The 25,016-nt window shown below is 40.4% G+C and carries 22 protein-coding genes, 1 tRNA gene, 1 other RNA gene and 2 pseudogenes; 10 read left to right on the top strand and 16 right to left on the bottom strand.

The window, feature by feature from the left end; translation table 11 throughout:
- Positions 1–55: 55 nt before the first annotated feature.
- The 3 genes from greA to carA form a co-directional block, all read right to left on the bottom strand.
- Positions 56–532, bottom strand: a complete 477-nt coding sequence (greA, locus tag FTV11_RS06215; RefSeq protein WP_078191345.1) for a transcription elongation factor GreA — start codon at positions 530–532, stop codon at positions 56–58.
- Positions 533–639: 107 nt separating this feature from the next.
- On the bottom strand, positions 640–3,870 hold the full coding sequence (gene carB, locus FTV11_RS06210; RefSeq protein ID WP_168378094.1) for a carbamoyl-phosphate synthase large subunit: 3,231 nt from the start codon (positions 3,868–3,870) through the stop codon (positions 640–642).
- A 13-nt stretch (positions 3,871–3,883) separates the two neighbouring features.
- Positions 3,884–5,026 (bottom strand): glutamine-hydrolyzing carbamoyl-phosphate synthase small subunit, encoded by a 1,143-nt coding sequence (gene carA / locus FTV11_RS06205; RefSeq protein WP_180073595.1) that lies wholly within the window; start codon positions 5,024–5,026, stop codon positions 3,884–3,886.
- Positions 5,027–5,335: 309 nt separating this feature from the next.
- On the opposite strand from carA, the gene FTV11_RS06200 reads away from it, so the two are divergent.
- The gene (locus FTV11_RS06200; protein ID WP_180073594.1) at positions 5,336–5,821 is read left to right on the top strand and encodes a hypothetical protein; all 486 of its coding nucleotides are present in this window, start codon (positions 5,336–5,338) and stop codon (positions 5,819–5,821) included.
- A gap of 238 nt (positions 5,822–6,059) precedes the next feature.
- Here FTV11_RS06200 and FTV11_RS06195 read toward each other — a convergent pair whose 3' ends face one another.
- Both FTV11_RS06195 and FTV11_RS06190 read right to left on the bottom strand, forming a co-directional pair.
- Entirely contained in the window at positions 6,060–6,599 is a 540-nt protein-coding gene (locus FTV11_RS06195; protein WP_180073593.1) for a DOMON-like domain-containing protein, read from the bottom strand.
- A 6-nt stretch (positions 6,600–6,605) separates the two neighbouring features.
- Positions 6,606–6,929: a YhbY family RNA-binding protein gene (locus FTV11_RS06190; RefSeq protein ID WP_168378090.1), complete on the bottom strand. Its 324-nt coding sequence runs from the start codon at positions 6,927–6,929 to the stop codon at positions 6,606–6,608.
- A 195-nt stretch (positions 6,930–7,124) separates the two neighbouring features.
- Here FTV11_RS06190 and rlmE point away from each other — a divergent pair, with 195 nt between their 5' ends.
- The 4 genes from rlmE to FTV11_RS06170 all read left to right on the top strand — a co-directional run bounded on the left by rlmE (position 7,125) and on the right by FTV11_RS06170 (position 11,179).
- On the top strand, positions 7,125–7,775 hold the full coding sequence (gene rlmE, locus FTV11_RS06185; RefSeq protein WP_078192159.1) for a 23S rRNA (uridine(2552)-2'-O)-methyltransferase RlmE: 651 nt from the start codon (positions 7,125–7,127) through the stop codon (positions 7,773–7,775).
- Positions 7,776–7,911: 136 nt separating this feature from the next.
- Positions 7,912–9,810, top strand: coding sequence for an ATP-dependent zinc metalloprotease FtsH (gene ftsH / locus FTV11_RS06180; protein ID WP_078191443.1), 1,899 nt, complete (start codon positions 7,912–7,914; stop codon positions 9,808–9,810).
- Positions 9,811–9,922: 112 nt separating this feature from the next.
- The gene (gene folP, locus FTV11_RS06175) at positions 9,923–10,777 is read left to right on the top strand and encodes a dihydropteroate synthase (protein WP_218949917.1); all 855 of its coding nucleotides are present in this window, start codon (positions 9,923–9,925) and stop codon (positions 10,775–10,777) included.
- 87 nt (positions 10,778–10,864) lie between these two features.
- Positions 10,865–11,179 (top strand): DUF5713 family protein, encoded by a 315-nt coding sequence (locus FTV11_RS06170; protein ID WP_180073592.1) that lies wholly within the window; start codon positions 10,865–10,867, stop codon positions 11,177–11,179.
- Between the two features lie 61 nt (positions 11,180–11,240).
- On the opposite strand, the gene FTV11_RS06165 is transcribed toward FTV11_RS06170, so the two are convergent.
- The 3 genes from FTV11_RS06165 to FTV11_RS06155 form a co-directional block, all read right to left on the bottom strand.
- Positions 11,241–11,693 (bottom strand): hypothetical protein, encoded by a 453-nt coding sequence (locus FTV11_RS06165; RefSeq protein WP_180073591.1) that lies wholly within the window; start codon positions 11,691–11,693, stop codon positions 11,241–11,243.
- Positions 11,694–11,997: 304 nt separating this feature from the next.
- Positions 11,998–12,083, bottom strand: a tRNA-Leu gene (locus FTV11_RS06160).
- Positions 12,084–12,252: 169 nt separating this feature from the next.
- Complete coding sequence (locus FTV11_RS06155; protein WP_180005427.1) at positions 12,253–12,987, bottom strand: hypothetical protein; 735 nt, start codon at positions 12,985–12,987, stop codon at positions 12,253–12,255.
- A 195-nt stretch (positions 12,988–13,182) separates the two neighbouring features.
- On the opposite strand from FTV11_RS06155, the gene FTV11_RS06150 reads away from it, so the two are divergent.
- A complete protein-coding gene (locus tag FTV11_RS06150; RefSeq protein WP_078191335.1) occupies positions 13,183–13,689 on the top strand; it encodes a hypothetical protein in 507 nt (168 codons plus the stop codon).
- Between the two features lie 95 nt (positions 13,690–13,784).
- On the opposite strand, the pseudogene FTV11_RS06145 reads toward FTV11_RS06150, so the two are convergent.
- The 4 genes and pseudogenes from FTV11_RS06145 to FTV11_RS06130 form a co-directional block, all read right to left on the bottom strand.
- Positions 13,785–15,124: pseudogene (locus FTV11_RS06145) on the bottom strand (CitMHS family transporter).
- Positions 15,125–15,391: 267 nt separating this feature from the next.
- Complete coding sequence (locus FTV11_RS06140) at positions 15,392–15,670, bottom strand: hypothetical protein (RefSeq protein WP_180026970.1); 279 nt, start codon at positions 15,668–15,670, stop codon at positions 15,392–15,394.
- A gap of 53 nt (positions 15,671–15,723) precedes the next feature.
- Positions 15,724–17,052: a hemolysin family protein gene (locus FTV11_RS06135; protein ID WP_078191332.1), complete on the bottom strand. Its 1,329-nt coding sequence runs from the start codon at positions 17,050–17,052 to the stop codon at positions 15,724–15,726.
- A 129-nt stretch (positions 17,053–17,181) separates the two neighbouring features.
- Positions 17,182–18,174, bottom strand: a complete 993-nt coding sequence (locus tag FTV11_RS06130; RefSeq protein WP_078191331.1) for a LysR family transcriptional regulator — start codon at positions 18,172–18,174, stop codon at positions 17,182–17,184.
- 681 nt (positions 18,175–18,855) lie between these two features.
- Between FTV11_RS06130 and FTV11_RS06125 the strand changes: the two genes are divergently transcribed.
- Positions 18,856–20,460: an isocitrate lyase gene (locus FTV11_RS06125; RefSeq protein WP_168378085.1), complete on the top strand. Its 1,605-nt coding sequence runs from the start codon at positions 18,856–18,858 to the stop codon at positions 20,458–20,460.
- Positions 20,461–20,548: 88 nt separating this feature from the next.
- Here the strand turns inward: FTV11_RS06125 and FTV11_RS17305 are convergent.
- Positions 20,549–20,650, bottom strand: a pseudogene (locus tag FTV11_RS17305) (IS5/IS1182 family transposase); the annotation flags it as partial.
- A 329-nt stretch (positions 20,651–20,979) separates the two neighbouring features.
- Between FTV11_RS17305 and FTV11_RS06120 the strand changes: the two are divergent.
- The gene (locus FTV11_RS06120) at positions 20,980–22,179 is read left to right on the top strand and encodes a YncE family protein (RefSeq protein ID WP_257223193.1); all 1,200 of its coding nucleotides are present in this window, start codon (positions 20,980–20,982) and stop codon (positions 22,177–22,179) included.
- 84 nt (positions 22,180–22,263) lie between these two features.
- Positions 22,264–22,728 (top strand): hypothetical protein, encoded by a 465-nt coding sequence (locus FTV11_RS06115; protein ID WP_180048739.1) that lies wholly within the window; start codon positions 22,264–22,266, stop codon positions 22,726–22,728.
- Positions 22,729–23,200: 472 nt separating this feature from the next.
- On the opposite strand, the gene ssrS is transcribed toward FTV11_RS06115, so the two are convergent.
- From ssrS to FTV11_RS06100, 3 genes are all read right to left on the bottom strand, one after another.
- Positions 23,201–23,383, bottom strand: a non-coding RNA gene (ssrS, locus tag FTV11_RS06110) — 6S RNA.
- Between the two features lie 99 nt (positions 23,384–23,482).
- On the bottom strand, positions 23,483–23,770 hold the full coding sequence (locus FTV11_RS06105) for a cell division protein ZapA (protein ID WP_180073590.1): 288 nt from the start codon (positions 23,768–23,770) through the stop codon (positions 23,483–23,485).
- 2 nt (positions 23,771–23,772) lie between these two features.
- Positions 23,773–24,324, bottom strand: coding sequence for a hypothetical protein (locus FTV11_RS06100; protein ID WP_078189180.1), 552 nt, complete (start codon positions 24,322–24,324; stop codon positions 23,773–23,775).
- Between the two features lie 64 nt (positions 24,325–24,388).
- On the opposite strand from FTV11_RS06100, the gene FTV11_RS06095 reads away from it, so the two are divergent.
- Complete coding sequence (locus tag FTV11_RS06095) at positions 24,389–25,006, top strand: UPF0149 family protein (protein WP_168378081.1); 618 nt, start codon at positions 24,389–24,391, stop codon at positions 25,004–25,006.
- Positions 25,007–25,016 lie beyond the last annotated feature (10 nt).

Here is a 25,016-nt window from a genome sequence, read left to right as displayed (position 1 = left end):
GTCTGATTATAAAAAACCCCTCAAAAGAGGGGCTTAAAATTGCTATCTTAATGAATTAAAGATATTCAACTTTAGAAACTTCGTACTCAACTTCACCTTGTGGTGTGTTGATTTTTACATCGTCGCCTTCATTTTTACCCAAAAGACCACGAGCAATTGGAGAGTTCACAGAGATTTTGTTGATTTTAAAATCTGCTTCGTCATCACCAACGATTTTATAAGTCTTTTGTTCTTCAGTATCTAAGTTCTCAATGGTCACAGTCACACCGAAAACCACACGGCCATTTTGCTCAAGTGATTTAACATCAATCACTTGGCAAGCACCCAATTTACCTTCGATATCTTGGATACGGCCTTCACAGAAACCTTGTTGCTCGCGAGCAGCGTGGTATTCAGCGTTTTCTTTCAAATCCCCATGTTCACGCGCTTCAGCAATTGCTGCAGTAATACGTGGACGATCAACACTTTTAAGTTGCTGTAATTCTTTCTCTAGGGCAATTTTGCCTTCGGGAGTCATAGGATAACGTTGCATTGTTGTCCCTCATGTTTGTAAAAAGAAAAAATCAGTAAAATTTTTACTGACCTAGAAATGAAAAAAAGCCCGCCACCGAGAGGTGGCGGGACTTCTCGGTAACTTAATTAACCTTTAGTAAGGTCTTGTAAGCGGTATACATCCATTGGCAATTTGATTGCTAAAGCTTGGCATACTGCATCAGCACCGTTAAGGGTAGTTGTGTAATACACTTTACCTTGTAATGCAGAGCGGCGGATCGAGAATGAATCTTCTTGAGCCTGTTTGCCTTCAGTTGTATTGATAATGAGGTGAACTTCGCCATTTTTCAAGCGGTCTACGATATTAGGACGGCCTTCAGTCACTTTGTTCACACGTTCACATTCAATACCAGCATCTTTAATCACATCATAAGTACCGCCAGTAGCGATCACTTTGAAGCCAAGATCTGTCAACTGTTTCGCAATACCAACAGCACGAGGCTTGTCAGAGTGACGAACAGATAAGAATGCATGTTTTACTTCGCCTTCCGTTGGTAGGCCTGGTAAACGGTCATTAGAGCCTAACACAGCTTTATAGAACGCTTCACCAAATGTTTTACCTACACCCATCACTTCGCCTGTAGATTTCATCTCAGGGCCAAGAATTGGGTCAACACCAGGGAATTTGTTGAATGGGAACACCGCTTCTTTTACAGAGAAGTGTTCAGGAATAATCTCTGTAGTGAATCCTTGAGATTCTAGAGATTGACCTGCCATACAACGTGCAGCAACTTTTGCTAAAGATTCGCCGATACACTTAGATACGAATGGAACAGTACGTGATGCACGTGGGTTCACTTCTAAGATGTATACGTCAGTACCTTTAACCGCAAACTGTACGTTCATCAAACCGATTACGCCAAGCTCTTTTGCCATAGCGATGGTTTGACGGCGCATTTCGTCCTGAACTTCTTTAGATAAAGAGTAAGGAGGAATAGAACATGCTGAGTCACCTGAGTGAATACCCGCTTGTTCGATGTGCTGCATGATACCGCCGATCACAACGTCTTTACCGTCAGATACGCAGTCCACGTCAACTTCAATCGCATCGTCTAGGAAGTGGTCAAGAAGTACTGGCGCTTCGTTAGATGCTTGAACCGCATCACGTAAGTAGCGTTTCAATTCGTCGTCGTTGTACACGATTTCCATCGCACGGCCACCAAGGACATACGAAGGACGTACTACAAGTGGGTAGCCAACTTTTGCTGCTTCAGCCATACCTTCTTCAGCAGATTTTACAATGCTGTTGTTTGGTTGACGAAGTTGCAGACGTTGAATCATTTGTTGGAAACGTTCACGGTCTTCTGCACGGTCAATTGCGTCTGGTGATGTACCGATGATTGGTGCACCAGCTTCTTCTAAAGCGCGAGCCAATTTAAGCGGAGTTTGACCGCCGTACTGAACGATAATGCCTTTAGGTTTCTCGATACGCACGATTTCAAGTACATCTTCCAAAGTGATTGGTTCGAAGTACAAACGATCTGATGTGTCGTAATCCGTAGAAACAGTTTCAGGGTTACAGTTCACCATGATGGTTTCATAGCCGTCATCACGCATTGCAAGGGCAGCGTGTACACAGCAGTAATCGAATTCGATACCTTGACCAATACGGTTTGGTCCGCCACCGATGACCATGATTTTGTCACGGTTCGATGGGTTTGCTTCACACTCTTCATCGTAAGTTGAGTACATGTAAGCTGTGTCAGATTCAAACTCTGCAGCACATGTATCTACACGTTTGTAAACTGGAGTTACACCCAAGTTCCAACGGTGTTTACGGAATTGTTTTTGTGAAATGCCCATCAAGTCCGCAATGCGAAGGTCAGATAAACCTTTGCGTTTGAACGAACGGATGTTGTCAGCGTTCAAATCACCAAAACCTAAAGTTTTGATTTGGTTTTCAGTTTTGATGATGTCTTCGATTTGAATCAAGAACCAACGGTCAATTTTGGTTGCTTCAAATACTTCATCAAGGGTGAAACCGTGACGGAATGCATCGCCTACATACCAAATACGCTCTGGACCTGGCACTTTCAATTCAACAAGAATTTTCTCACGTGCGCCTTCAGTGCCCACAGCGATTTTTTCGTCAAAACCACATGCGCCCACTTCAAGACCACGAAGTGCTTTAGACACAGACTCTTGGAAGTTACGGCCAATGGCCATGACTTCACCTACAGATTTCATCTGAGTCGTCAAAGTTGCGTCAGCTTGCGGGAATTTCTCGAAGTTGAAACGAGGAATCTTGGTTACAACATAGTCGATCGCAGGTTCGAAAGATGCAGGGGTTGTACCGCCAGTGATGTCGTTTTTCAACTCATCAAGGGTATAACCTACAGCCAATTTCGCCGCGATTTTCGCAATTGGGAAACCTGTTGCTTTAGACGCAAGTGCAGATGAACGAGAAACACGTGGGTTCATCTCGATCACAACCATACGGCCGTCTTTCGGGTTGATACCGAACTGAACGTTAGAGCCGCCAGTTTCAACACCAATTTCACGAAGTACAGCTAAAGATGCATTACGTAAAAGTTGGAATTCTTTGTCAGTCAATGTTTGTGCAGGAGCAACAGTGATTGAGTCACCTGTGTGCACGCCCATTGGGTCAAAGTTTTCAATGGTACATACAATGATACAGTTGTCGTTTTTGTCACGAACAACTTCCATTTCGTACTCTTTCCAACCAATTAATGATTCATCGATCAATAATTGTTTAGTTGGAGAAAGATCGAAACCGCGTTCACAGATTTCAATGAATTCTTCACGGTTGTATGCGATACCGCCGCCTGAACCACCCATAGTGAATGATGGACGGATAATGACAGGGAAGCCGAAACGCGCTTGAATTTCAAGTGCGTGTTCCATGCTTTCTGCAACGTCAGCGCGAGGGCATTCCAAACCGATTTTGCGCATTGCGATATCGAAAAGTTTACGGTCTTCCGCTTTTTCGATCGCTTCTTTGGTCGCGCCAATCAATTCAACATTGTATTTTTCTAGAATACCGTTGGCATCGAGTGCAAGTGCACAGTTCAATGCTGTTTGACCACCCATTGTAGGAAGAACTGCGTCTGGGCGTTCTTTCTCAATGATTGCAGCTACAGTTTGCCAAGTGATTGGCTCGATGTAAGTGGCATCTGCCATAGCAGGGTCAGTCATAATGGTTGCTGGGTTAGAGTTCACCAAAATAACACGGTAGCCTTCTTCACGAAGTGCTTTACATGCTTGAGCACCTGAGTAGTCAAACTCACATGCTTGACCGATGACAATCGGACCAGCACCAATAATTAAGATGCTTTTAATGTCTGTACGTTTAGCCATGATGCTTCCTTAATTACTTCTTAGATGCTTCGATAAGTTCGATGAAATGATCGAACAATGGTGCGCAGTCATGTGGACCAGGGCTTGCTTCGGGGTGACCTTGGAAACTGAACGCAGGTTTATCTGTACGGTGAATCCCTTGTAGGGTTTGGTCGAACAGTGATTTGTGCGTAGCTTTCAAGTTTGCAGGTAATGTTTCTGCATCTACTGCGAAGCCATGGTTTTGCGAAGTAATCATCACAATACCAGTTTCCATGTTTTGAACAGGGTGGTTGGCACCGTGGTGGCCGTGAGGCATTTTCACAGTTTTTGCACCTGAAGCAAGTGCAAGAATTTGGTGACCTAAGCAAATACCGAATACAGGTACATTGCGTGCGTCTTCTACAATTATTTTTACAGCTTCAATTGCGTAGTCACATGCAGCTGGATCGCCGGGGCCGTTCGACAAGAACACGCCATCTGGATTAAGAGCAAGTACGTCAGCAGCAGGAGTTTGCGCAGGCACGACAGTCAATTTACAACCGCGGTCTGCGAGCATACGTAAGATGTTGGTTTTGACACCGTAATCGTATGCAACAACATGGAATTTAGCTTCAGGCTGAGAGAAACCTTTACCTAATGTCCAAGAACCTTCAGTCCATTCAAAGCCTTCAGGGTCACAGCATTCTTTTGCAAGGTCTAAACCATTTAAACCACCAAAAGCGCGTGCTTTAGCTAAAGCTTCTTCTTCTGTAATGTTTTCGCCAGCAAGGATACAACCATTTTGTGCACCTTTTGCTCGCAGAATACGCGTTAATTTACGTGTATCGATGTCTGCAATAGCAACAACATTGTGTTGTTCAAGGTAATCACCAAGTGATTGCTCAGCACGGAAGTTGCTATGCAATAAAGGTAGGTCACGAATGATCAATCCGTTAGCCCATACTTTATGAATTCGACCTGACTCAGCGTCTTCATCATTACAACCTGTGTTACCGATATGTGGGTAAGTTAGTGTCACAAGTTGTTGTGCATAACTAGGGTCAGTCAAAATTTCTTGATAGCCAGTCATTGCTGTATTAAAAACGACTTCACCAGTCGTACTACCCGATGCGCCAATAGAAGTACCTTTAAAGATAGTTCCGTCGGCAAGGGCTAAAATTGCTGGGGTGCTCAAACCAAAGCTCCTGAAATTTAGGCTGTAAAAAAGCGAGAAGACGAAAAAAAAGGAAGGCTGCTTAAAAACCTACCCTCCTTACATCTGCTCGCTTGAACTTAACACGGCATTATACGCAGAAAGCCACTGAAAGTCCATCGTAAATATCAGGAATAAAGCAGATAAAGCGCTTGCATTTTAGAATAAAGTTTGGTTTTGCAAAATCTTAGAAAAATGTAAGCAATTAATTATTGTCAGACAAATCATAAATTAAAATTTATCAAAAAGCGCTAATGTGGGTCGGTCAGCAAAAAATATAGGTACAAAGTCATGGCAACACAACAAAAACAAACAGCGACTAAATCCTCCCTGAAAGAAGTCGTTATCGAAGGTGCTGAAAAGCTTGAACAAGTTGCAAAAGAGGCGAGTGTTCAAGCCACAGAAGCGGTCACTGAAAGCAAAGAAAAGATCGGAGCAGAGGCAAAGCAGTTGAATGCCAGTGTGCAAGATCAATTGCGTCAGTTGAAGCAAGATGTATTGAATAAACTTGATCAGTTAAAAGTTCAGTTTGGTTCATCGCAAAAAGATTTTAGTGAACTCAAAGAGTTTGTGAAAACTGAGTTTAATACGGTTATTGATGATCTTTCTAAACTTGGAAAAGAGCTGAAAGAAGATGTGACCCAAATTTCAGGAAAGCACAAAGATCATCTAACAGAAACATTTAAGCGTTCTAAGGAACATACTTTGGAAGCGTGGAAAAAAGTTTCACCAGTGAAAGCTGAAGTTACGGATCAAACCACAGATCTTAAAAGTTAATTGTGAATGACATGAATTTTAAAACGCTTAAGTTAAGTCTAGTCATTCCAGGGAGCTGGATTGGGTGAGAGCGAATTAAACTTCAAGTTAACGCTATATATGCATAAGGGAGTCATTAATGGCTCCCTTATTGTGAATGGTACATTTAAGTCCAAAGCACCTATTTAAAAATAGACAGGCAATAAAAAAGCAAAAGATCGTACTTTTGCTTTTTATCGAAGATCAAAACATCAATAGTTTAGAACTGATGTAGCCAATCACGTTTGTTGTGAAAGTCAGCATTTGGACTACTATGCTGCATGGCATAATACTGTTCGCCTTGAGGGGTTTTCAGTACTGCAGTTAGACCAATATAGAGATCTTCCCATTTAAGTTTGTACTTCAGCATAAATTCTGTCAGATCAAGACTGACATTTAAGCCATAGTGCGTCCGTTTCAAATGATTCAGTTCAATATCGTAAGCAGCTTGTGGCGGCATATCTTCTGGATAGCGATATTCTTCAAACTGGTAAGCCTGCCAAGCTTGTGAAGGGGAGAGGTTGATTTCACGATAAAAGTCTTCATTGCGTACACCAATAAAAACTTCTAAGCAGGTCTGTTCCCACAAAAAATCGATTCGTGGGTGAGCTGATACCAATTCTGGCCATTGAATCAGTTGGTTTGGGTCTCGAATCCAATAACCCACATTTAAAGTATATGGGCTTTGTTGTTCGATAGCACCAACGACTGATATAGCCTGAAAGCGACGATCAAAAGCGCTGAGTTCGAAACTTGCCATAAATGCTTAGTTAGACAGGTGTGCGTAGCGAACAAGGTTAGACAGTTTTGCATTTTGTTTTGCCGCTTTGCGGTAAATCAAAGCAATCTTACCAATCGTTTGAACAACTTCAGAACCTGAAACAGTCGCAATTTCAGTAATCATTGCAGCACGAGCTTCACGGTCTTCTGCCACAACTTTCACTTTAATTAACTCATGGTCGTTTAACGCACGGTTTAATTCTTCAATAACGCTTTCTGATAAGCCTTTGTCCGCAACCATTACAACTGGGTTTAGGGTGTGACCAATTTGACGTAAGCGTTTACGTTCTTGAATAGATAAAGCCGCCATAAATATAACCTAATTTTAAAAACGACCTAGTATAGCAAAATCAAAGTTGAAGCGCTGTATTTAATCGGCATTTTCTCGATGAAGATTATTGAAAAAAACATGATTTAAGATGCTTTTTAGATACACATGTCTACTGCAAAAGTGCTGAATTTCACGTACAATCAAGACTGAGAAGTTTTTTTTATTTAGAGAGTTATGGCTACCCGCATTACTAACCAGAAATTATCCAAAAGTAGTCGTGACTGGATGCGTGAGCATCTTGATGACCCCTTTGTGAAAAAAGCACAAAAGGAAGGATATCGTGCGCGTGCCGCTTATAAATTGCTTGAAATTCAAGAAAAATACAAATTGATCAAGCCAGGCATGACCGTTGTCGACTTAGGTGCTGCACCAGGTAGTTGGTCGCAAATTGCCGGTAAACTTGTTGGCGACAAAGGTTTGGTCATTGCTTCTGATATTTTACCCATGGATGCTTTACCCGATGTGACCTTCTTGCAAGGTGACTTTCGTGAACAAGAAGTGTTCGATGAATTGTTAAAAATTTTAGATGGACGTACTGTAGACGTTGTAATTTCAGATATGGCCCCCAATACATCAGGTAATAAGGCTGTAGATCAACCGCGTCAGATCTATCTTTGTGAATTAGCAATCGACTTTGCTCAAAAGGTTCTTGGACCAAATGGACAGTTTGTTGTTAAAGTGTTCCAAGGTGTTGGATTTGATGAATACCGTAAGCAAGTTGTAGACACATTTGATGTGCTGAAAACAGCAAAACCGGCGGCTTCACGTGCTCGATCTAAAGAAGTGTTTTTAATCGGGCAGGGACGTAAGAAAGCTTTCAAGTAAAGTTTACTTGCCAACTCGTTAAAAATTGTGCATTTTGTACGTTTTTAAATTATTGCGAAGCTACTCTGCAGCGTAAGTATTAGAGTCACCCATGTAAATGGGATTGAACGAATTAGATAGAAATGGGAATAAAGCTTTGAGCGATCTTTTTAAGAATGCCGTGTTGTGGCTGGTTATCCTAGGCGTGCTGGTTTTAATCTTCAGCAACGTCAGTGACCGCAATCAACCGACCGCGATGAACTATTCTGAGTTCGTGGCAGCCGTAAATGCGGGTCAGATTAAACAAGTCACCATTGATGGCGAAAGAATTCGTGGCGAAAAATCAAACGGTTCTGAGTTTGAAAGTATCCGTCCTGCGGTTCAAGATCCTGAACTTATGCCGAACCTGATCAAGAACAATGTTGTTGTTGAAGGTACAGCGCCACAGCGTCAAAGTATTTTGATGCAACTTCTGATTGCAAGTTTCCCTGTTCTTTTAATCATTCTGTTATTCATGTTCTTTATGCGCAACATGGGTGGTGGAGCTGGTGGTAAGAATGGCCCAATGAGTTTTGGTAAGTCAAAAGCAAAAATGCTGTCTGAAGACCAAATCAAAGTGACATTTACTGATGTTGCGGGCTGTGATGAAGCTAAACAAGAAGTTGTTGAAATCGTTGACTTCCTAAAAGATCCATCTAAGTTCAAGCGACTTGGTGCAAGCATTCCGAAAGGCGTGCTCATGGTTGGTCCTCCGGGTACGGGTAAAACTTTACTTGCTAAAGCGATTGCGGGTGAAGCGAAAGTACCGTTCTTTAGTATTTCGGGTTCTGACTTTGTTGAAATGTTCGTGGGTGTGGGTGCGTCTCGTGTCCGTGACATGTTTGAACAAGCAAAGCGTCATGCGCCATGTATCATTTTCATCGATGAGATCGATGCCGTTGGTCGTCACCGTGGTTCAGGTACAGGTGGTGGTAATGATGAGCGTGAGCAAACATTAAACCAAATGTTGGTTGAAATGGATGGCTTTGAAGGCAACGAAGGTATTATCGTTATTGCTGCAACAAACCGTGCTGACGTATTGGATAAAGCTTTACTTCGTCCAGGTCGTTTTGACCGTCAAGTGATGGTATCTCTACCGGATATTAAAGGTCGTGAGCAAATCCTGAATGTACATTTGAAAAAATTACCTTCTGTGACTGGTGTAGATGTTAAAGTCTTGGCACGTGGTACACCGGGCTTCTCAGGTGCTCAGTTGGCTAACCTTGTAAACGAAGCAGCACTGTTTGCTGCACGTCGTAACAAGAACACGGTCGATATGCATGACTTTGAAGATGCAAAAGACAAGCTTTACATGGGTCCTGAACGTAAATCGATGGTGATTCGTGAAGAAGAACGTCGTGCGACGGCTTATCATGAAGCGGGTCATGCGATTGTTGCTGAAATTTTGCCGGGTACAGACCCAGTACATAAAGTGACAATCATGCCGCGTGGTTGGGCACTGGGTGTTACTTGGCAGTTGCCTGAACATGACCAAACTAGCCATTACAAAGACAAAATGTTGAATGAACTTTCAATTTTGTTTGGTGGTCGTATTGCAGAAGAAGTCTTCATTAACCAAATGTCGACTGGTGCTTCAAATGACTTTGAGCGTGCAACGAAAATGGCACGTGCAATGGTCACTAAATACGGTATGTCCGATAAAATGGGCGTCATGGTTTACGAAGATGACTCACAGCAGTCATTCATGGGTGGTTTAGGAAGTCGTGTGATTTCCGAAGCAACGCAGCTTGAAGTTGACCGTGAAGTTCGCCGTATTTTAGATGAACAATATAAAGTTGCTCGCGACATTCTTGAAAATAACAAGGATATTGCGCATGCCATGGTGAAAGCATTACTTGAATGGGAAACCATTGATCGTGATCAAATCCGTGACATTATGGAAGGTCGTGAACCACAACCACCAAAAGTGTACATCGCTGAAAATCCAGTGATTGATGTCACACCAACGGATGGTCCAGATGTTCCACCACCATTACCGTCATTGCCAAAAGCATAAAAATTTAAAACCACCTTCGGGTGGTTTTTTTATATGAAAATAAATGCATGTGAGCGAAATGCTGAGCAAACTTAGCGTTAAAATAAGCATAGCAAAATCTGGGATGTGTAATATGAAGTTGGTGTCTTTGCCGAATAAAATTTTAAACTGTGGTAATTTGCAATTAGATTTGTCAGAGCCACATGTGATGGGAATTTTAAATGTCACACCGGACTCTTTTAGTGATGGTGGCAAACACAATGGTAAAGACCAAGCTATAGCACATGCCTTACAAATGATTGCGGATGGTGCGACAGTGATTGATGTCGGTGGTGAGTCAACACGTCCGGGTGCATCTGTTGTTGAGGTTGAAGAAGAAATTCGACGGGTCGTACCCGTCGTTGAAGCCTTATCTAAACACAATGTAGTGATTTCTATCGATACCTCACAACCTGAGGTGATTGAGGTAGCGGTTCAGGCAGGTGCGCATATCTGGAATGATGTACGTGCATTAACTCGGCCGAATGCCTTAGAAACCGCTGCAAAACTGGACATTCCAGTGATCATTATGCATATGCGCGGCGAACCCACCACGATGAATAATCTAGATCAGTATCAAGATGTCGTGGCTGACGTCATCGATGAATTAAAGCAACGTGTGCAAGATGCATTAGACGCCGGTGTGCGTGCAGAAAACATTATGATTGATCCAGGTTTTGGTTTTGCTAAAAATGCACAGCAAAACTTAAAGCTTTTACAGCAATTCTATCAATTGAATGACATGGGCTATCCGATCCTGTCGGCATTATCTCGTAAGCGTTTTATCGGTGAGGCACTTGGTGGTGCAGATGCACAAAATCGCGCTGTAGGCTCGGTTGCAGCGCATCTACTCAGCATTCAACAAGGTGCATGTATGGTTCGCGCACATGATGTCAAAGCAACGGTAGATGCGATACGTGTTTGGCAAGCCATGCAGAATGCAGTCTGATTTGAAAATACTGAATCCCAATAAATTTGGTGAATTGTAGTATTTGTGTTATATAAGCGCCCTGAATATTTTGTGATAGAGTTTCGTATGTTTGCAGATTTACTGCTACCCATGTTTGATGATGAATATTACCCAGATGTGTTGGTTGCAGAGGTGAAGTTATTGGTTGTTCAATTTGCGAAGAAAATTGCAAAAGCAGATTTAAGTTCAACTGATATCTACCATTTTGCCAATGAAACGGTTGCACAGCTCAATAAGATGAAACCTCAATTTGAAGATTTAGATTCGTCTTTGGATGATACGGCTACAGATTATATTGCAGAAGCCATGATGATGGTGCTGCAAGATGAAGGCCATATGGATATTGAAATGGAAGAGTTGGTTGCTAATCGAGAATGGTAATTGAACTTTAAAAAAAGCCCTGTAGTGACAGGGCTTTTTTGTGTTTAGGGATTTAAAAAAGTCATTGAGCATTGTCTAAAAAATCTTTAAAGGATGATTTGATCGATGCTGATAATTTTTGTTCTTCTTGCATGGCTTGTAAGTGTAGGGCGTAGAAATACGATTGATGTTCTTTTTGTTTTAAAGATTGTTGATAAGACCAAAATGCCAGTTGGCGAAGCTTTTGTAGTTTTACTCGTTCAATGGCGCTGCTTTCAGGTTTATAAAGTAATTCAGTAAATACACATAAAAACAGACTGAAAAAAAGTCCACTGAGACTGATGAGGTTTAATACATCTGTTTGTAGATACTTAAAGTTTATAGCAAGGAGAAGTGTTAATCCGCCAAGGAGATATAGTTGTATTTGCAGGCGTTGAACTGCGGACTTGCTGCTAAAACGTGCTTGATAATGTGCATACCAGACATAGCAATAGATCAAAGGAAGAATAATCAATATACCAAGATTAAACGCCATTTTGGGGTCGTGTATTGAAAGTGCCGTTGAAAGCATATGACCAAGTACAGCGCTGCTAAGGGGGATAGAAAGTATCAGGCAAAAGCTAAAGATTAAAACAGGTGCAGTGGGTGTGAGATTGATAATTTTAAAATGTGCAAACAGCAGCCGTTGATAAAAGGCATCGGGATGCTTGAGTTGTAGTGCGGGGAGATTAAAATCTGAAGGTGTCGGCATCGAATAATAATAGATTTCTAAATTTTAGGCATAAAAAAACCAGCAAATTGCTGGATCTTTTATTGCACCAATCTTAGAAGTATAAGAATGGTGCCCGAGGCCAGACTCGAACTGGCACGCTTTGTGGGCGGGGGATTTTAAATCCCCTGTGTCTACCGATTTCACCACTCGGGCATGTGCGCAATAATAGAGGACGAAATGAAGCTTGGCAAGAGTATTTGATGGTGTTTGTTTTAAAATCAATCAATTCATGCATATAAGTTGAAAATATTCAAAAATAGCGATGTATTGAATGACTTTTTGAGCAGTGATTTAAAGTTTTTTGCACTATATCAATGCCAGCTTATTTCATTAACTCATCAAGATAATGTTCAACATTTTGGTGCTTTAGCTTTTTACATAGCTGATTTTCCTGATGCAGCATTTGTATGTGCAAATTTTGGAACAGGGTAAAGCGCTCAGATAACTGTTTATGATTTGCCTGATTCGGATTACTGAGCGACAAACGTAATTTTGCTTTAAGCATTTGTTTATACGACCAATATGCAATACGACGTGTCTCTTGCAGAAAATAGTATTCTTGGGTGTTACTTCCGCCTTTGAAAAGATTTTCTTTATAAAAACGCACAAAGCCGAAACTCATGGCGAAAAAGAACAATACAGATTGAACAAAGGTGCTTTGTAAAAAGGCGATATTGAGTAATTGTAATAAAATCACGATCGCAAGTCTGAACGGCGTATTTTTCAAACTTTGATACAGGGACATTGAACTGTGCTTGATTTGCTTGATGACTAAGGGCACAACCAGCATGAAAAACAGCATAATACTTAGTACAGCAATACCATGAGCGCGAAACTCACTCATTTCTGGAAAATACAGTTGCACTGCATGTCCAATACTCATGCTCAAAGAAATAAAAATCATCGCCGCCAAAACCCAAGGAATAAGTTCTTTGAGTTCGTCTAAAATGCCTTGAGTTTTCAGTTGGCTATAAAATAAATAATTATGTTTAAAGGCTGCTGGATATTGCTGTTTCAGTTGTTGAAGGTAAAGCGCAGCCTGTTTCTTTTGAGCCATATTGTGACGTTAGTATTAAAGCGTGAAAGTAATATAGTTGATTTCGATATTTTTGACAGAATTTTTTTCTAAATCATGTTGTATATCTGAACATTATAAGAGAAATCACAATTTCTATAGTGAAGGTCGCAGTTTTCATCCTTCTTTTATGCGAAAATACATATTTATTGAATATTAAGTTTTTATAGGCAGTTTATGACTGATCATTCTCCTGAAACATTAAGCGATATCGAAATTCTAGACATTCTTCAGTCGATGAAATCAGATGTTTTAAATACTGAAGCAAATGAAGTGATTCGTAGTGGGGGAAAAGCTGGTCGTCAAGAAGCACACAAACAAGCTTTGGTAAAATTAAATCAAGCATTTGAAGATAAATTTGTTGAAGCTGTGACTTTAGCTTTAGGCTTAAATGAAGGCCAAAGTAAAAAAATCCGCTACAAAAAAGACCGTATCCGTATTTTGAAAGTTCGTGGTATCGATTATTTAGCGATTGATGGTGCTGAAACTGCACAAGTATTGTCGCAAGTTGCACAAGCGATTGTACGTGAAGACGCAACGGTGACTCATGACCTCCATAACATTTTTCCATTTTGGAAAGAAGGCTGGCCAATGGTTCAATTCGACAATGTTTATAAAATTTTAGAAGATGACATTCGTATTCATTATGAAGCAGTTCTAGAAGCATTAATTTCAAAGCATTAATCACTACAAATGAACCTGTGAGTGTAAAACACTGGCTAGTTCAGTATTGTTAAGCATAAAAAAGCACCTGATGGTGCTTTTTTATCTTTAAAATTTTAAGTTAAGCTCGAATAAAAGGGAAACATTCCAAAGATCAGACCTGCTGCTAACATGACAAAACACGTGATTACAGCCCAGATAATGGTAAATTTCTGATGTTGTCCAAACTCGATACCCGCAAGTCCACAGAGTAAATAGGTCGAAGGGACAAGTGGAGAGAGTAGGTGTACAGGTTGCCCTACGATGGAGGCACGTGCCATTTCTACAGGTGCAATTCCATAATGAGCTGCTGCATCTGAAAGAATTGGCAAAACCCCAAAATAGAAAGCATCATTCGACATAAAGAAAGTCATCGGCATACTGATGACAGCGGTAATCGGTGCTAAATAGGGACCCATACTTTCAGGGATAATTGCCACAAGTTGTTTGGACATGGCTTCTACCATGCCTGTTCCAGCTAAAATTCCGGTAAAAATACCTGCAGCAAAAATGATGCCGACCACGTTTAAAGCACTACCTGCATGATGTGCGATTAACTTTTTCTGCAAGTCGACATTTTTGTAGTTGACGACTAGCGCAATACATAAAGCCACCATGAATAAAATAGGCATAGGTAAAATACTAAAAACCAGACAAATCATCAGAACGACGGTTAACAGTGCATTAAACCAACGTAGATCTGCGCGGTTGGCTTCTGGATTATCTGAGATTTGAATGTTTTCACCATGGCTGATATCCAATTGGACAATTCCTAGACGCTTTCTTTCCATGCGACCATACATCGTTCCTAAGAAGTACAACCAGCCGATGGCAAATAACATCGGTAAAACCATCGGGACAAATACATCACTTGGGTCGACATGAAGTGCGCTGGCGGCGCGGGCTGTAGGCCCACCCCATGGCGTAAGGTTCATAATGCCGCTAGAGAGCATAATCAAACATGCCATAATCAATGGGCTCATACCTAAGCGCTTATAGAGTGGCAGCATGGCAGCAACACAGATCATATATGTTGTAGAACCATCTCCATCCAAAGAGACAATTAACGTCAGGGTAATGGTTCCAAGAACGACTTTTAAGGGATCACCTTTGACCATTTTTAAAATAAATTTCACCTAAGGGTCGAACAAACCTGTATCAATCATGATGGCAAAATACAGAATCGCAAAAAGCAGCATGATGCCAGTCGGTGCAAGTTTTTTACACCTTCAATCATCATGTCGCCAATTTCATTTATTTGTATGTGTGACAAGCTGTCAAAATAAAAACCAAGTAACCACGCAATCAAGGCAAAAAGTAGGGGAATTAAAGTCAGTGCAACAAGTGGGCTTAAGCGTTTCGACATGATCAAATACATAAAGCACAAGATCATGCCCAAACCGAGTACGTTTAACATGGTTCATTCCTTTGAAATATAAAGCTGTTTTTAAATCCAAGGGCAGAGCATAAAGATAAATTTCATCAGTCAAAACAAAGGTGAGAAAATGTGAAATACATCACTATTTTAATGAAAAATAGTCATTAATAATGAAGGTATTAAGGAAGGGAGATTTTTCGATTTATTTTAATTTTTATTCAAAAAATGTGGTCTGTTTACATATATTCAACATCAGTAGAGAACTGTAAGTGCTGTGCAGATACAGTTTGATCACAACAAGTACGCTTATGCAAAAATAGACAGTAGCGTCCGAATCGGCCAACTAAAAAATCGGAACCAAAATATTAAGGGATTATAAAAAAACAGACCAAAACGCATGGTTTCGTCATATTGTTGTCTGCCACGTTCATAAGGATAAGGCGTTAAAAACCACGCAGTGGCGATCAGTGTAACACCGAGCAATAGAAATAAAGGTTGTGGATGAGCTTTAAAAAAATAATAGATCAGATAAGCCCCAGTATAAAAACTAAAGCAAGTCAAAATCGCTTTAAGTGAAAAAGACATCTTCGTATTCCATCGTATTTATATTTTATTGTTTTAGAAAAAAAAGAATCGAATTAATCCGATTCTTCTGGTGTATCTAGTTCAGTTTCAGCCTGTTGTAAGCGGGTCACTAATAATTGGTCAATTTTAAAGTGGTCTACATCCACAACTTCAAATTTGTAGCCATGATAGGTGACAAAGTCCGCTGGACGTGGAATTTTACGCAGTTTAAACATCATAAAGCCCGCAAGGGTTTCATAGTTTTCTTCATCGGGCATTTCATCTAAAGCGAGGGCATGCTTTAAATCTTCGATTGGTGTACTGCCATCGATAAGCCAAGAATCCGCATCACGTTTAATAATTTGTTGTTCTGCTTCAATCGGTGTTACCCAGTCGCCCATCACGGTAATCATAATGTCGGAGAGGGTAATAACGCCGACAACCAACGCATATTCGTTAATTACTACGGCAAATTTTTCTTTGGTTGAACGGAAACGATCGAGTAATTCGGACAGTGTTAAAGTATCTGGAATCGTGAGGACATTACGAATGGTATTTTCGTTGAGTTGTAAAAGTGACTGATTGTTCAAGATACGAACCAAAATATCTTTGGCATCTACATAACCAATCACGTCATCAATATTTTCACTACAGACCAAAAACTTCGAATACGGAAATTCTGCGAGTTTTTGACGAATACTGGCTTCTGATTCTTTTAGGGTAAAGTACACCACATTTTCACGTGTAGTCATACTTGAAGGGACATTACGTTCTTCCAGTTCAAATACGTTTTCAATAAAGTGGTGTTCTTGCTTTTGTAGTACACCAGCTTGAGCACCGGCATCCATCACGGCTGAAATATCGTCAAAGGTAATATTGTCATCACGTGTTGTATTCACTTTGAATAAACGAAACAACAAATTGGCAATGGCATTAATCACCCATGCCATTGGTTTACACACTTTAATGAAGATTTGAATCGGGTCTACAACAGCAACGGCGATTTTTTCAGGTGCGATCATCGCCAAACGTTTTGGCATCAAATCAGCAAATAGAATGAATAAGGAGGTGACTAAAGTAAACGACAGGGTGAATCCTATGGTTTCAGTCCACGGGCCCTGATAAAAACGGGTCACTAAGGTTATGAAATAAGGACGAAATGCACCTTCACCCAAAATACCGCCAAGAATTGCCACGGCATTTAAGCCAATTTGTGATGCGGCGAAAAAGTCTGCTGAGTTGGCTTGTAAGTCAAGCACACGTTGTGCACGTGAATCTCCAGATTCAGCCAAAATTTTAAGCTTTACTTTTCGTGCACCCGCAAGGGCAATTTCTGTTAAGGATAGAAAACCCGCACCGACGATCAGGAGAATAATAATGACAATATTTTGGAAAAGGCTCACGAATACACCTGTTTGTGATTCATTCTATTTTTCTGTATTTCTAACACAAAAATGGGCAAGGTAGTAGTCTTAACTACTACCTATATAGTGACAGTATACGTTTGAATTAATAAGGAATTAAAGAACTAATTACTGATACTGTGAAAACTGAGAGTTATTCATTAAGTATTCGCGGTTTTCTTCTTCAATCATTTGACGTGCAACATACAAAATAAGTTGACGCAACCAGCGATGAGCAGGGTGATGATGAAGTAAAGGACACCACGCCATTTTTAATTCAAATTCAGGAATATAGAATGGTGGATCGCGAAGTAACAGGTTTTGACTTTTGGCTTGAAGGCGAGCAATACGGCTTGGCAGAGTCGCAACCAAGTCAACATTCGAGGCCAATAAGCCTGGCATTTGATAATGACGGGTGAAAACTGAAATTTTACGTTTTTGGCCAATACGTTCTAAGGCTTGATCAATCCAACCTAGACCCGCTTGTTTTTCAGGATTGACACCAAAACCGACACCCATACCTGTTTTAGATACCCAAATGTGTTGTGCATCTAGATAGCTTTTCAGGTTTAAATTATTTGCAGCAGGGTGCTTGGCATTTAAAAGGCATGAAAAACTGTCACGCCAGACCAAAACTTGGTGGAAACTTTGCGGAATTTCATTAAAGCGGTTAATCGCCAAGTCGACTTTACCTTGTTCCATATCTCGATAAGACACATCACTAGGCGTTAAAAAATCCAGAACCACATTGGGTGCTTCTGAGCGCAAAGCTTTTACTAGGCGCGGCACTAGTGTTGCTTCAGCATAATCTGACGTCATGATGCGGAAGACACGATTTGAAGTGTAAGGTCGGAACTCGGTACGGGGTTCCAAAATCATCGAAAGGTCAGAGAGAGCATCACGGATACGTGGCTGTAATTCAAGCGCACGTTCTGTAGGTGTCATACCTTCTGAAGAACGAATAAGAAGTGGATCATTAAATAAGTTGCGTAAACGACGTAAAATATTACTCATCGCAGGCTGAGTTACACCCAGTTGCTCGGCAGCACGAGTCACATTTTTTTCACGAAGTAGTACATCAAGATAAATTAATAGATTGAGATCGACCCGCTCCAGATTCATAAAATAAATACCGACAATAAAATCATGAAATTTATCTGATTATGCCATAACTACTAAGGCTTGTGTAAAAAATGGATGAAAAAATGACGTGTACTATTGTACTAAAATTCGGCAGTTTTAAGACAAATTTGCTGAAGCGACAGCACATATTTCTTAAACACTTATTACCTGTTTAGAATGATATTTTTAAATAAATATATAAAAATACGGAGCAATTTTGATTATGCGAAGTGATGTTCATAAAACTCAAAAGTAAGATGAAATATCTCATTTACATGATCATTTGAGGACGGAATAATCATGCATTTAGTTTGGTAAGTTTGGGCAAAAAAGGCGTAAAAAATGCTGTTTTTTTTAAAAGTGAATGCTCAGTCGACTTAAGTCTAATGAAGAATAATTCATCAGAGTGTTTGTAAAATAGACAAAAAATCAGCCAAATTTATTAATAAAATAATTTAAATACAAATACTTAAAAATATTGGTTAATTATTATAATACGACTTTAATCTACATATTTTTTAAATAAATACTGAAAATTAATGCAGAATATTGGATTAATTTTTTTAGTCAATCTACTCTGTGTCTATCGCAACGAAATGTTCTAAATCTGAACAATCATTCGAGGGTATGATTTTAGCCTTACGTTGCAGAAAAATCCTAATATTATTACAGGAACATATCATGTCTACATACTTAACAGCGATTGATGCAATCCGTGAATTAAAAGCAAAATTCGGAAGCACTTGGCGCGATATTAGCCCAGAAGATGCTGCACGTATGCAAATGCAAAACCGTTTCAAAACTGGTTTAGACATTGCGAAATATACAGCTGCTATTATGCGTCGTGATATGGCTGCTTATGATGCTGATTCTAGCAAATACACTCAATCATTAGGTTGCTGGCACGGTTTCATCGCACAACAAAAAATGATTGCGAACAAAAAATACTTCGGTACAACTGAACGTCGCTATATCTACCTTTCAGGTTGGATGGTTGCAGCTCTTCGTTCAGAATTCGGTCCACTTCCTGACCAATCTATGCACGAAAAAACTTCAGTACCTGCATTGATCGAAGAAATCTACACTTTCCTACGTCAAGCTGACGCGAAAGAATTAAACGACTTGTTCCGTGCGCTTAAAAAAGCAAACGAAGCTGGTGATACTGCTAAAGCTGCTGAAATCACTGCTCAAATCGACGGTTTCCAAACTCACGTTGTGCCAATTATTGCTGACATCGACGCTGGTTTCGGTAACGAAGAAGCGACTTACTTACTAGCTAAGAAAATGATCGAAGCGGGTGCTTGTGCACTTCAAATCGAAAACCAAGTATCTGACGCTAAACAATGTGGTCACCAAGCTGGTAAAGTTACAGTTCCACACGAAGACTTCATCGCGAAAATCCACGCTCTTCGCTATGCATTCTTAGAAATGGGTCTTGATGACGGTATCATCGTTGCTCGTACTGACTCTGAAGGCGCTGACTTGACTCAAAAAATCCCAGTGGTTAAAGAGCCAGGCGACATCGCTTCTCAATACATCAGCTACTTAGACACAACTGAAATTGACATTTCAGAAGCTCAAGAAGACGAAATCCTAATCAAGCGTAACGGTAAACTTCACCGTCCAAAACGTCTTGCTTCTGGCTTGTACCAGTTCCGTCCAGACACGCAAATTGACCGCGTTGTACTTGACTGTGTATCTAGCCTTCAAAATGGTGCTGACCTTCTTTGGATCGAAACTGCGACTCCAAACGTTGAAGAAATCGCTCACATGGTTAACCGTGTTAAAGAAACAGTTCCAAATGCGAAACTTGTTTATAACAACTCGCCTTCATTCAACTGGACTTTAAACTTCCGTCAACAAGCTTACGACCGTTGGGTTGCTGAAGGTAAAGACGTTTCTGCTTACGACCGTGCTAAACTAATGAGCGCTGAATACGATAACTCTGAATTAGCTGCTGAAGCTGACGAAAAAGTTCGTACGTTCCAAGCTGATGCTTCTCGTGAAGCGGGCGTGTTCCATCACTTGATCACACTTCCGACTTACCATACAGCTGCTCTTTCTACTCACGAGCTTGCTCAAGGTTACTTCGGCGACCAAGGTATGCTTGCTTATGTAGCTGGCGTTCAACGTAAAGAAATCCGCGGTACGATTTCTTGTGTTAAACACCAAGCAATGGCTGGTTCTGACATCGGTGACGACCACAAAGAAATCTTCGCTGGTGACAACGCGCTTAAAGCGGGTGACGATGCGAAAAACACAATGAACCAATTCGCTGCTCACTAAGCATTGAACTGATTCGAAAAAAAGCCCAGCGAAAGCTGGGTTTTTTTATGGCCTTAAAATCGTGTTGAATTTAGGTTCTGTTGATATTTCATAATGACAGCCAAATAAATATGTAAGCTAAGGCAACTGATTTTTCATAGTTCTGCTTGAGTCTTGCAAATGTATTCTGGATTGTTTTTTTGGATAGATAGCAAGCCAAACTGGGACAACTCTTAAATAAGCTTTTGAAATTGAAAAGATTTGAATGAAATATTTGAAGCAAAGAAAAGTGGTGGAATGGAGCAGAGATAGAGTATTACATTATTGAAGAAGCCTTTAGTGGCAGGTTTGTGCGCCTTTAATCAACAACTCATCGGAATTAAAACAAATACGCTATATCTACACTTGTATATTTAATAAGCTTTCTTTGCGCTAAAAAAGCGACACTTATCTGATGGCTTTGGTCAAAAGGTATGCATAAAAACAAATGAATGGACAATAAAAATGGAAAAAAATCTCTGGATCAGGACACTTCTTTGTATGACAGTTACGGTGTCGCCACTTATTTTCGCAGCGACAACCACTGCACCCGTTCCACCCAATAGCCAGCAAGTCTTTTTTGTCGGCAATAATTGGGATGGTACGGTTACAGTGATCAATCCTGCAAAAAACTATCAGAAAGTTGGTGTCATCAATATGGTGCCCGACAAAAAACAACGCCTCACTGAAATTTACCTCAACCCAGTAAAATTAATCGCTTATAGCTATATTCGTAATACGGCAGGAGAGGGAAATGATCAATTGGTCGATGACATGTATTCCACACCAGATGGCAAATCGGTAGTTGCATCACGCCCAAGTTTTGCAGATGTAGTCTCGATTAACATAGCAACAGGGAAAATTAATTGGCGCACACCCGTTGAGGGATTTCGAGCAGACCATATGGCAGTATCCCCTGATGGGCAACAGGTTGCAGTATCAGCGTCTTCAGGAAATGTCGTACATATACTCGATATCAACACAGGCAAGGAGCTCGGGCGCTTTGCCACAGGAGATAAGCCACATGAAAATATTTACTTTGATGGTGGCACAAAAATTCTTAACTCAGCCATAGGTAATGTGGAAACCTCAATGGATGCAGCGTGGCAGGATTTCACTAAAGGCAAACGCTATATCACCATTGCCGATGCTAATAATTTTAAAGTCTTGAAAAAAATTGATTTTCGACCTGCATTGGATGCCTTTGGCCGTAAAGACCTGTCTAACTCAGTTCGACCGATTGTATTTAGTAAAGATGAATCCAAAATCTATGCTCAGGTCTCATTTTTTAATGGTCTGGTCGAATATGATCTCAATCAAGACAAAGTCACGCGCATTGCACAGCTTCCGGGAAGTACAACTATTCCCTCTGATCGCACGAAATGGGTAAATGACTCACGTCATCATGGGCTTTCAATCAGTGGAGATGGTGAAAAACTATGTGTTGCAGGAACGATGGATGATTATGCCACCATCGTCGATCGTAAAACTTTGACCGCGGCGAAATTGATTGCTGCAGGCAAACCGTATTGGGCAACGCAAAGTCCAGATGGTAAGCGTTGTGTCATTTCTGAAAGTGCCACAGATGCAGTAACCGTGATTGATTTTGCAACAGGTGAAAAAGTCATCACAGTTCCAGTTGGCAATCACCCACAGCGTGTTCGTTTAGGTTATGCACCAGCAGGATGGGGCAGTCAGTAAAACAGTTTAAATCAAAAGAAAATGGAAAAATCAGAGTCAAATCGGCTCTGAATTTTTAATTGAAAAACATTTAGAGATTGAATCATGTATAAGAAATGGATTGTTATTGGGTTAGTGGTTGGCTTGATTTTATTGTTGATGATTCAGTTATTAAAACCAAAGCAGCAGGAGGTTCATGAACAGCTACCGTTAGATCAACAAAAAGTGTCTGAAACACGTTCTGAGCGAACTACAGAAAATGTATTGCAGCATTCAAGTTCTAATTCCAAACAATCAATACTCGACAGAGAAACGCACTCTGAGCTATTACAGCAACGTGAACAGGTATATCAACAATTTCAGCAAATAAACACACAGATGAGTCAGGGACAGCAGCCGAATCAAAATCAAGTACTCGCTTTACTCGAGCAGCAATACAGATTGGTTGAAAAAGGCGTCGTGAACGTGGATGAAGCTATTTCATCTATTCAATATTTACGCCAAATACTTCCCGAAATGGATCGATTTTTAGATGGGCAGCAAGCTAAATTGGAACAACTCAAAAATTGAATAAGGCGGATTAAATCAGCTTTTGAAGGTGAACAAACTTGAATAAAAATTTTTAACTGATGTTACGCAGTAACATCAAAGCGCAATTTGCTTCAAATAAAACAACGATACGCGGTAACGTCATCCGCAAGTGTTTAAGACAGGACTACTTCTAATCAAAAATGTTTTTGTGATGCTTTGAATAATTTGGCGGTAGTGAACGAGTTTTGCGGATGACAATGGTTTTGGGTACTTTTGCCGAAACAAAAGTATCTCCAGCCGAAGGCTAATCTCTTTATTTAATCCTTAGATGTAAGACTCCGTCGAATAGGCTTAAAATTATTTTAAAAATGCGAAATTACTTTTATGTGCGTAACATCAGTTTTTAAGAAAAGAACAGGAGTCGAATAGCGCAGAAATAGAATAGTGAATTTTTTAGAATATTTTTGAATTGAGTTGAATGCTGAAAATTCATTTAATGACTTGGAAGATAAACACTCCGAAGATGCCGCTGCAAATGTCGTGACCCTGAACCCGATGAGTTCAAGGTGGACGCGACGTACACTCGCTGGGTTTCCCACACGAGGAGGGCATACGCTCAGAATATACAGAACACATCCATAAGTTTAAGTATCGGCAGGGGATTAGACCTAGCTGGCGAACACCTCAGAGATGTACTCAGTATAACGAATTCAGCGTTATTGGCAAATCACCAAACGCTGACAAAGTGTTTAAAATGAAGCAATCGGGCAAAGTATAATCACTAAACCACCGATTAATCAGTCAATTCTTCCACTTGTTCCAAAATATTTTGCAACAAAAGTTCGCAGTTTGCATATTCTTGCAAACTCTTATTCATCGACAGGACTTCTTGCATTAACTCAAGTGCGACCATAATGACCAACTTGCTTGGTTCCATACGTGGCGCTTTACGACGAAATTCATCGTATTTGTCATTCAGCAGCTGCGCTGCACGTTCTAAATCTGCTTGTTGGTCAGAGGTCGTTGCTAAACGGAAACTATGACCTAGAACTTTTAAATCAACTGCAATTTGTTCACTCATGATCAAACTTCCTCATTGCTTTCAGTCGGATGCGCCAATTGTTGAATTTCTTGTGCATGTTGATCTTGAGCTGTACCTAAAATGGCTAAACGTTGAATAATCGCTTCAACTTTGGCTTTGGCATGTTCATTTTTTTGAAGCAGACGTTCACGTTCTTGCTTTAAACCTTGAATTTCTTGCTGAGCATGACGTTGTTCATTTTGCATTTTTTCTTTGACGATACGTAACTCATTACGCTCTGCCAAAATTTCCTGAAAACGATTTTTTAGATCAGTACAGCTTTTTTCGAGGCGGCTGTATCGGTCAGCCAAAGCAGTTGCATCAGTATTGAGCTGTTGAAGTTGAGCACGTGAATCAGTTAATTGCTCATTCAGTGTTTCAATTTCTTCTTGTTTCGAGGTGATAATGCCGTTCTTATGTACAATTTGAGCATGATGCTGCTCATTAGATGAGTTTTTCTCATCTTGTAAGGCACCATTTTCGCTTTCAAATTGCGCCAGTCGCGTTTTTAAAACGCTAATATGCGCTTGGAGACGCTGTAATTCTTCTAACATAACGTAGTCGCACAGTCTTGCAAACAAAGGTAATATATACGAAGTATAGAGATTGGATAAGCGAATGCAAGACGATATTTCAGGTTGGTCAGATTGGTCCCACAATTTTTCTAAAATTGAAGAAATTTCAAGCCCAAGTGAGTTACATGGTTTACTCACAGGTATAGTTTGTGTGTCACAACCACCGAGTCGTGAAGAGTGGCAACAAATTTTAGCAACGCTTGATGTTGCTGAATTAGATGAAGATGCATTGGCATTGTTAACTGAAGAAGCAGAAGATGTAGCTCATTCTCTTTCAGATGATGAACTCGACTATCTTCCTTTATTACCAGATGATGATCACTTACTTGGTGAGCGTGTGCAAGCCTTGGCAGACTGGTGTGCAGGTGTGGTTCTTGGTTTTGGTTTGGCGGCAGGACATCTGCGTACCAATGAACAAGAATTGATTGAGCATTTACAAGATGTCGCTTCAGTAGAATTTGAAGATTCAGATGATGATGAAGAAGGTGAAGAAAGCTATCAGGAATTATACGAATTTGTTCGTTTAATCCCAGTAAGCCTATCTATGGGACGTACCAAAGTAGATGTTTCAGAAACACCGTTGCTACAACTGAGTGCTAAAAATTCATCGGCTCAAGCGGGCAATGTGGTTGAAATGTTCACTCCACACCGTCCAAGTTAAGGCATTCTTT

Origin of the sequence: Acinetobacter sp. YH12231, from assembly GCF_013417755.1 — a bacterium.
GTDB lineage: Bacteria > Pseudomonadota > Gammaproteobacteria > Pseudomonadales > Moraxellaceae > Acinetobacter > Acinetobacter amyesii.
Note: the sequence above shows the minus strand (reverse complement) of the source record. Positions and strands in the feature narration are given on the sequence as shown.

Bases quoted from the DNA above. Each gene is read 5' to 3' on its own strand.
- greA (WP_078191345.1), bottom strand. From the start codon at position 532: ATGCAACGTTATCCTATGACTCCCGAAGGCAAAATTGCCCTAGAGAAA.
- carB (WP_168378094.1), bottom strand. From the start codon at position 3,870: ATGGCTAAACGTACAGACATTAAAAGCATCTTAATTATTGGTGCTGGT.
- FTV11_RS06200 (WP_180073594.1), top strand. From the start codon at position 5,336: ATGGCAACACAACAAAAACAAACAGCGACTAAATCCTCCCTGAAAGAA.
- FTV11_RS06195 (WP_180073593.1), bottom strand. From the start codon at position 6,599: ATGGCAAGTTTCGAACTCAGCGCTTTTGATCGTCGCTTTCAGGCTATA.
- FTV11_RS06190 (WP_168378090.1), bottom strand. From the start codon at position 6,929: ATGGCGGCTTTATCTATTCAAGAACGTAAACGCTTACGTCAAATTGGT.
- rlmE (WP_078192159.1), top strand. From the start codon at position 7,125: ATGGCTACCCGCATTACTAACCAGAAATTATCCAAAAGTAGTCGTGAC.
- folP (WP_218949917.1), top strand. From the start codon at position 9,923: ATGAAGTTGGTGTCTTTGCCGAATAAAATTTTAAACTGTGGTAATTTG.
- FTV11_RS06170 (WP_180073592.1), top strand. From the start codon at position 10,865: ATGTTTGCAGATTTACTGCTACCCATGTTTGATGATGAATATTACCCA.
- FTV11_RS06165 (WP_180073591.1), bottom strand. From the start codon at position 11,693: ATGGCGTTTAATCTTGGTATATTGATTATTCTTCCTTTGATCTATTGC.
- FTV11_RS06155 (WP_180005427.1), bottom strand. From the start codon at position 12,987: ATGGCTCAAAAGAAACAGGCTGCGCTTTACCTTCAACAACTGAAACAG.
- FTV11_RS06150 (WP_078191335.1), top strand. From the start codon at position 13,183: ATGACTGATCATTCTCCTGAAACATTAAGCGATATCGAAATTCTAGAC.
- FTV11_RS06140 (WP_180026970.1), bottom strand. From the start codon at position 15,670: ATGTCTTTTTCACTTAAAGCGATTTTGACTTGCTTTAGTTTTTATACT.
- FTV11_RS06130 (WP_078191331.1), bottom strand. From the start codon at position 18,174: ATGAATCTGGAGCGGGTCGATCTCAATCTATTAATTTATCTTGATGTA.
- FTV11_RS06125 (WP_168378085.1), top strand. From the start codon at position 18,856: ATGTCTACATACTTAACAGCGATTGATGCAATCCGTGAATTAAAAGCA.
- FTV11_RS06120 (WP_257223193.1), top strand. From the start codon at position 20,980: ATGACAGTTACGGTGTCGCCACTTATTTTCGCAGCGACAACCACTGCA.
- FTV11_RS06115 (WP_180048739.1), top strand. From the start codon at position 22,264: ATGTATAAGAAATGGATTGTTATTGGGTTAGTGGTTGGCTTGATTTTA.
- FTV11_RS06105 (WP_180073590.1), bottom strand. From the start codon at position 23,770: ATGAGTGAACAAATTGCAGTTGATTTAAAAGTTCTAGGTCATAGTTTC.
- FTV11_RS06100 (WP_078189180.1), bottom strand. From the start codon at position 24,324: ATGTTAGAAGAATTACAGCGTCTCCAAGCGCATATTAGCGTTTTAAAA.
- FTV11_RS06095 (WP_168378081.1), top strand. From the start codon at position 24,389: ATGCAAGACGATATTTCAGGTTGGTCAGATTGGTCCCACAATTTTTCT.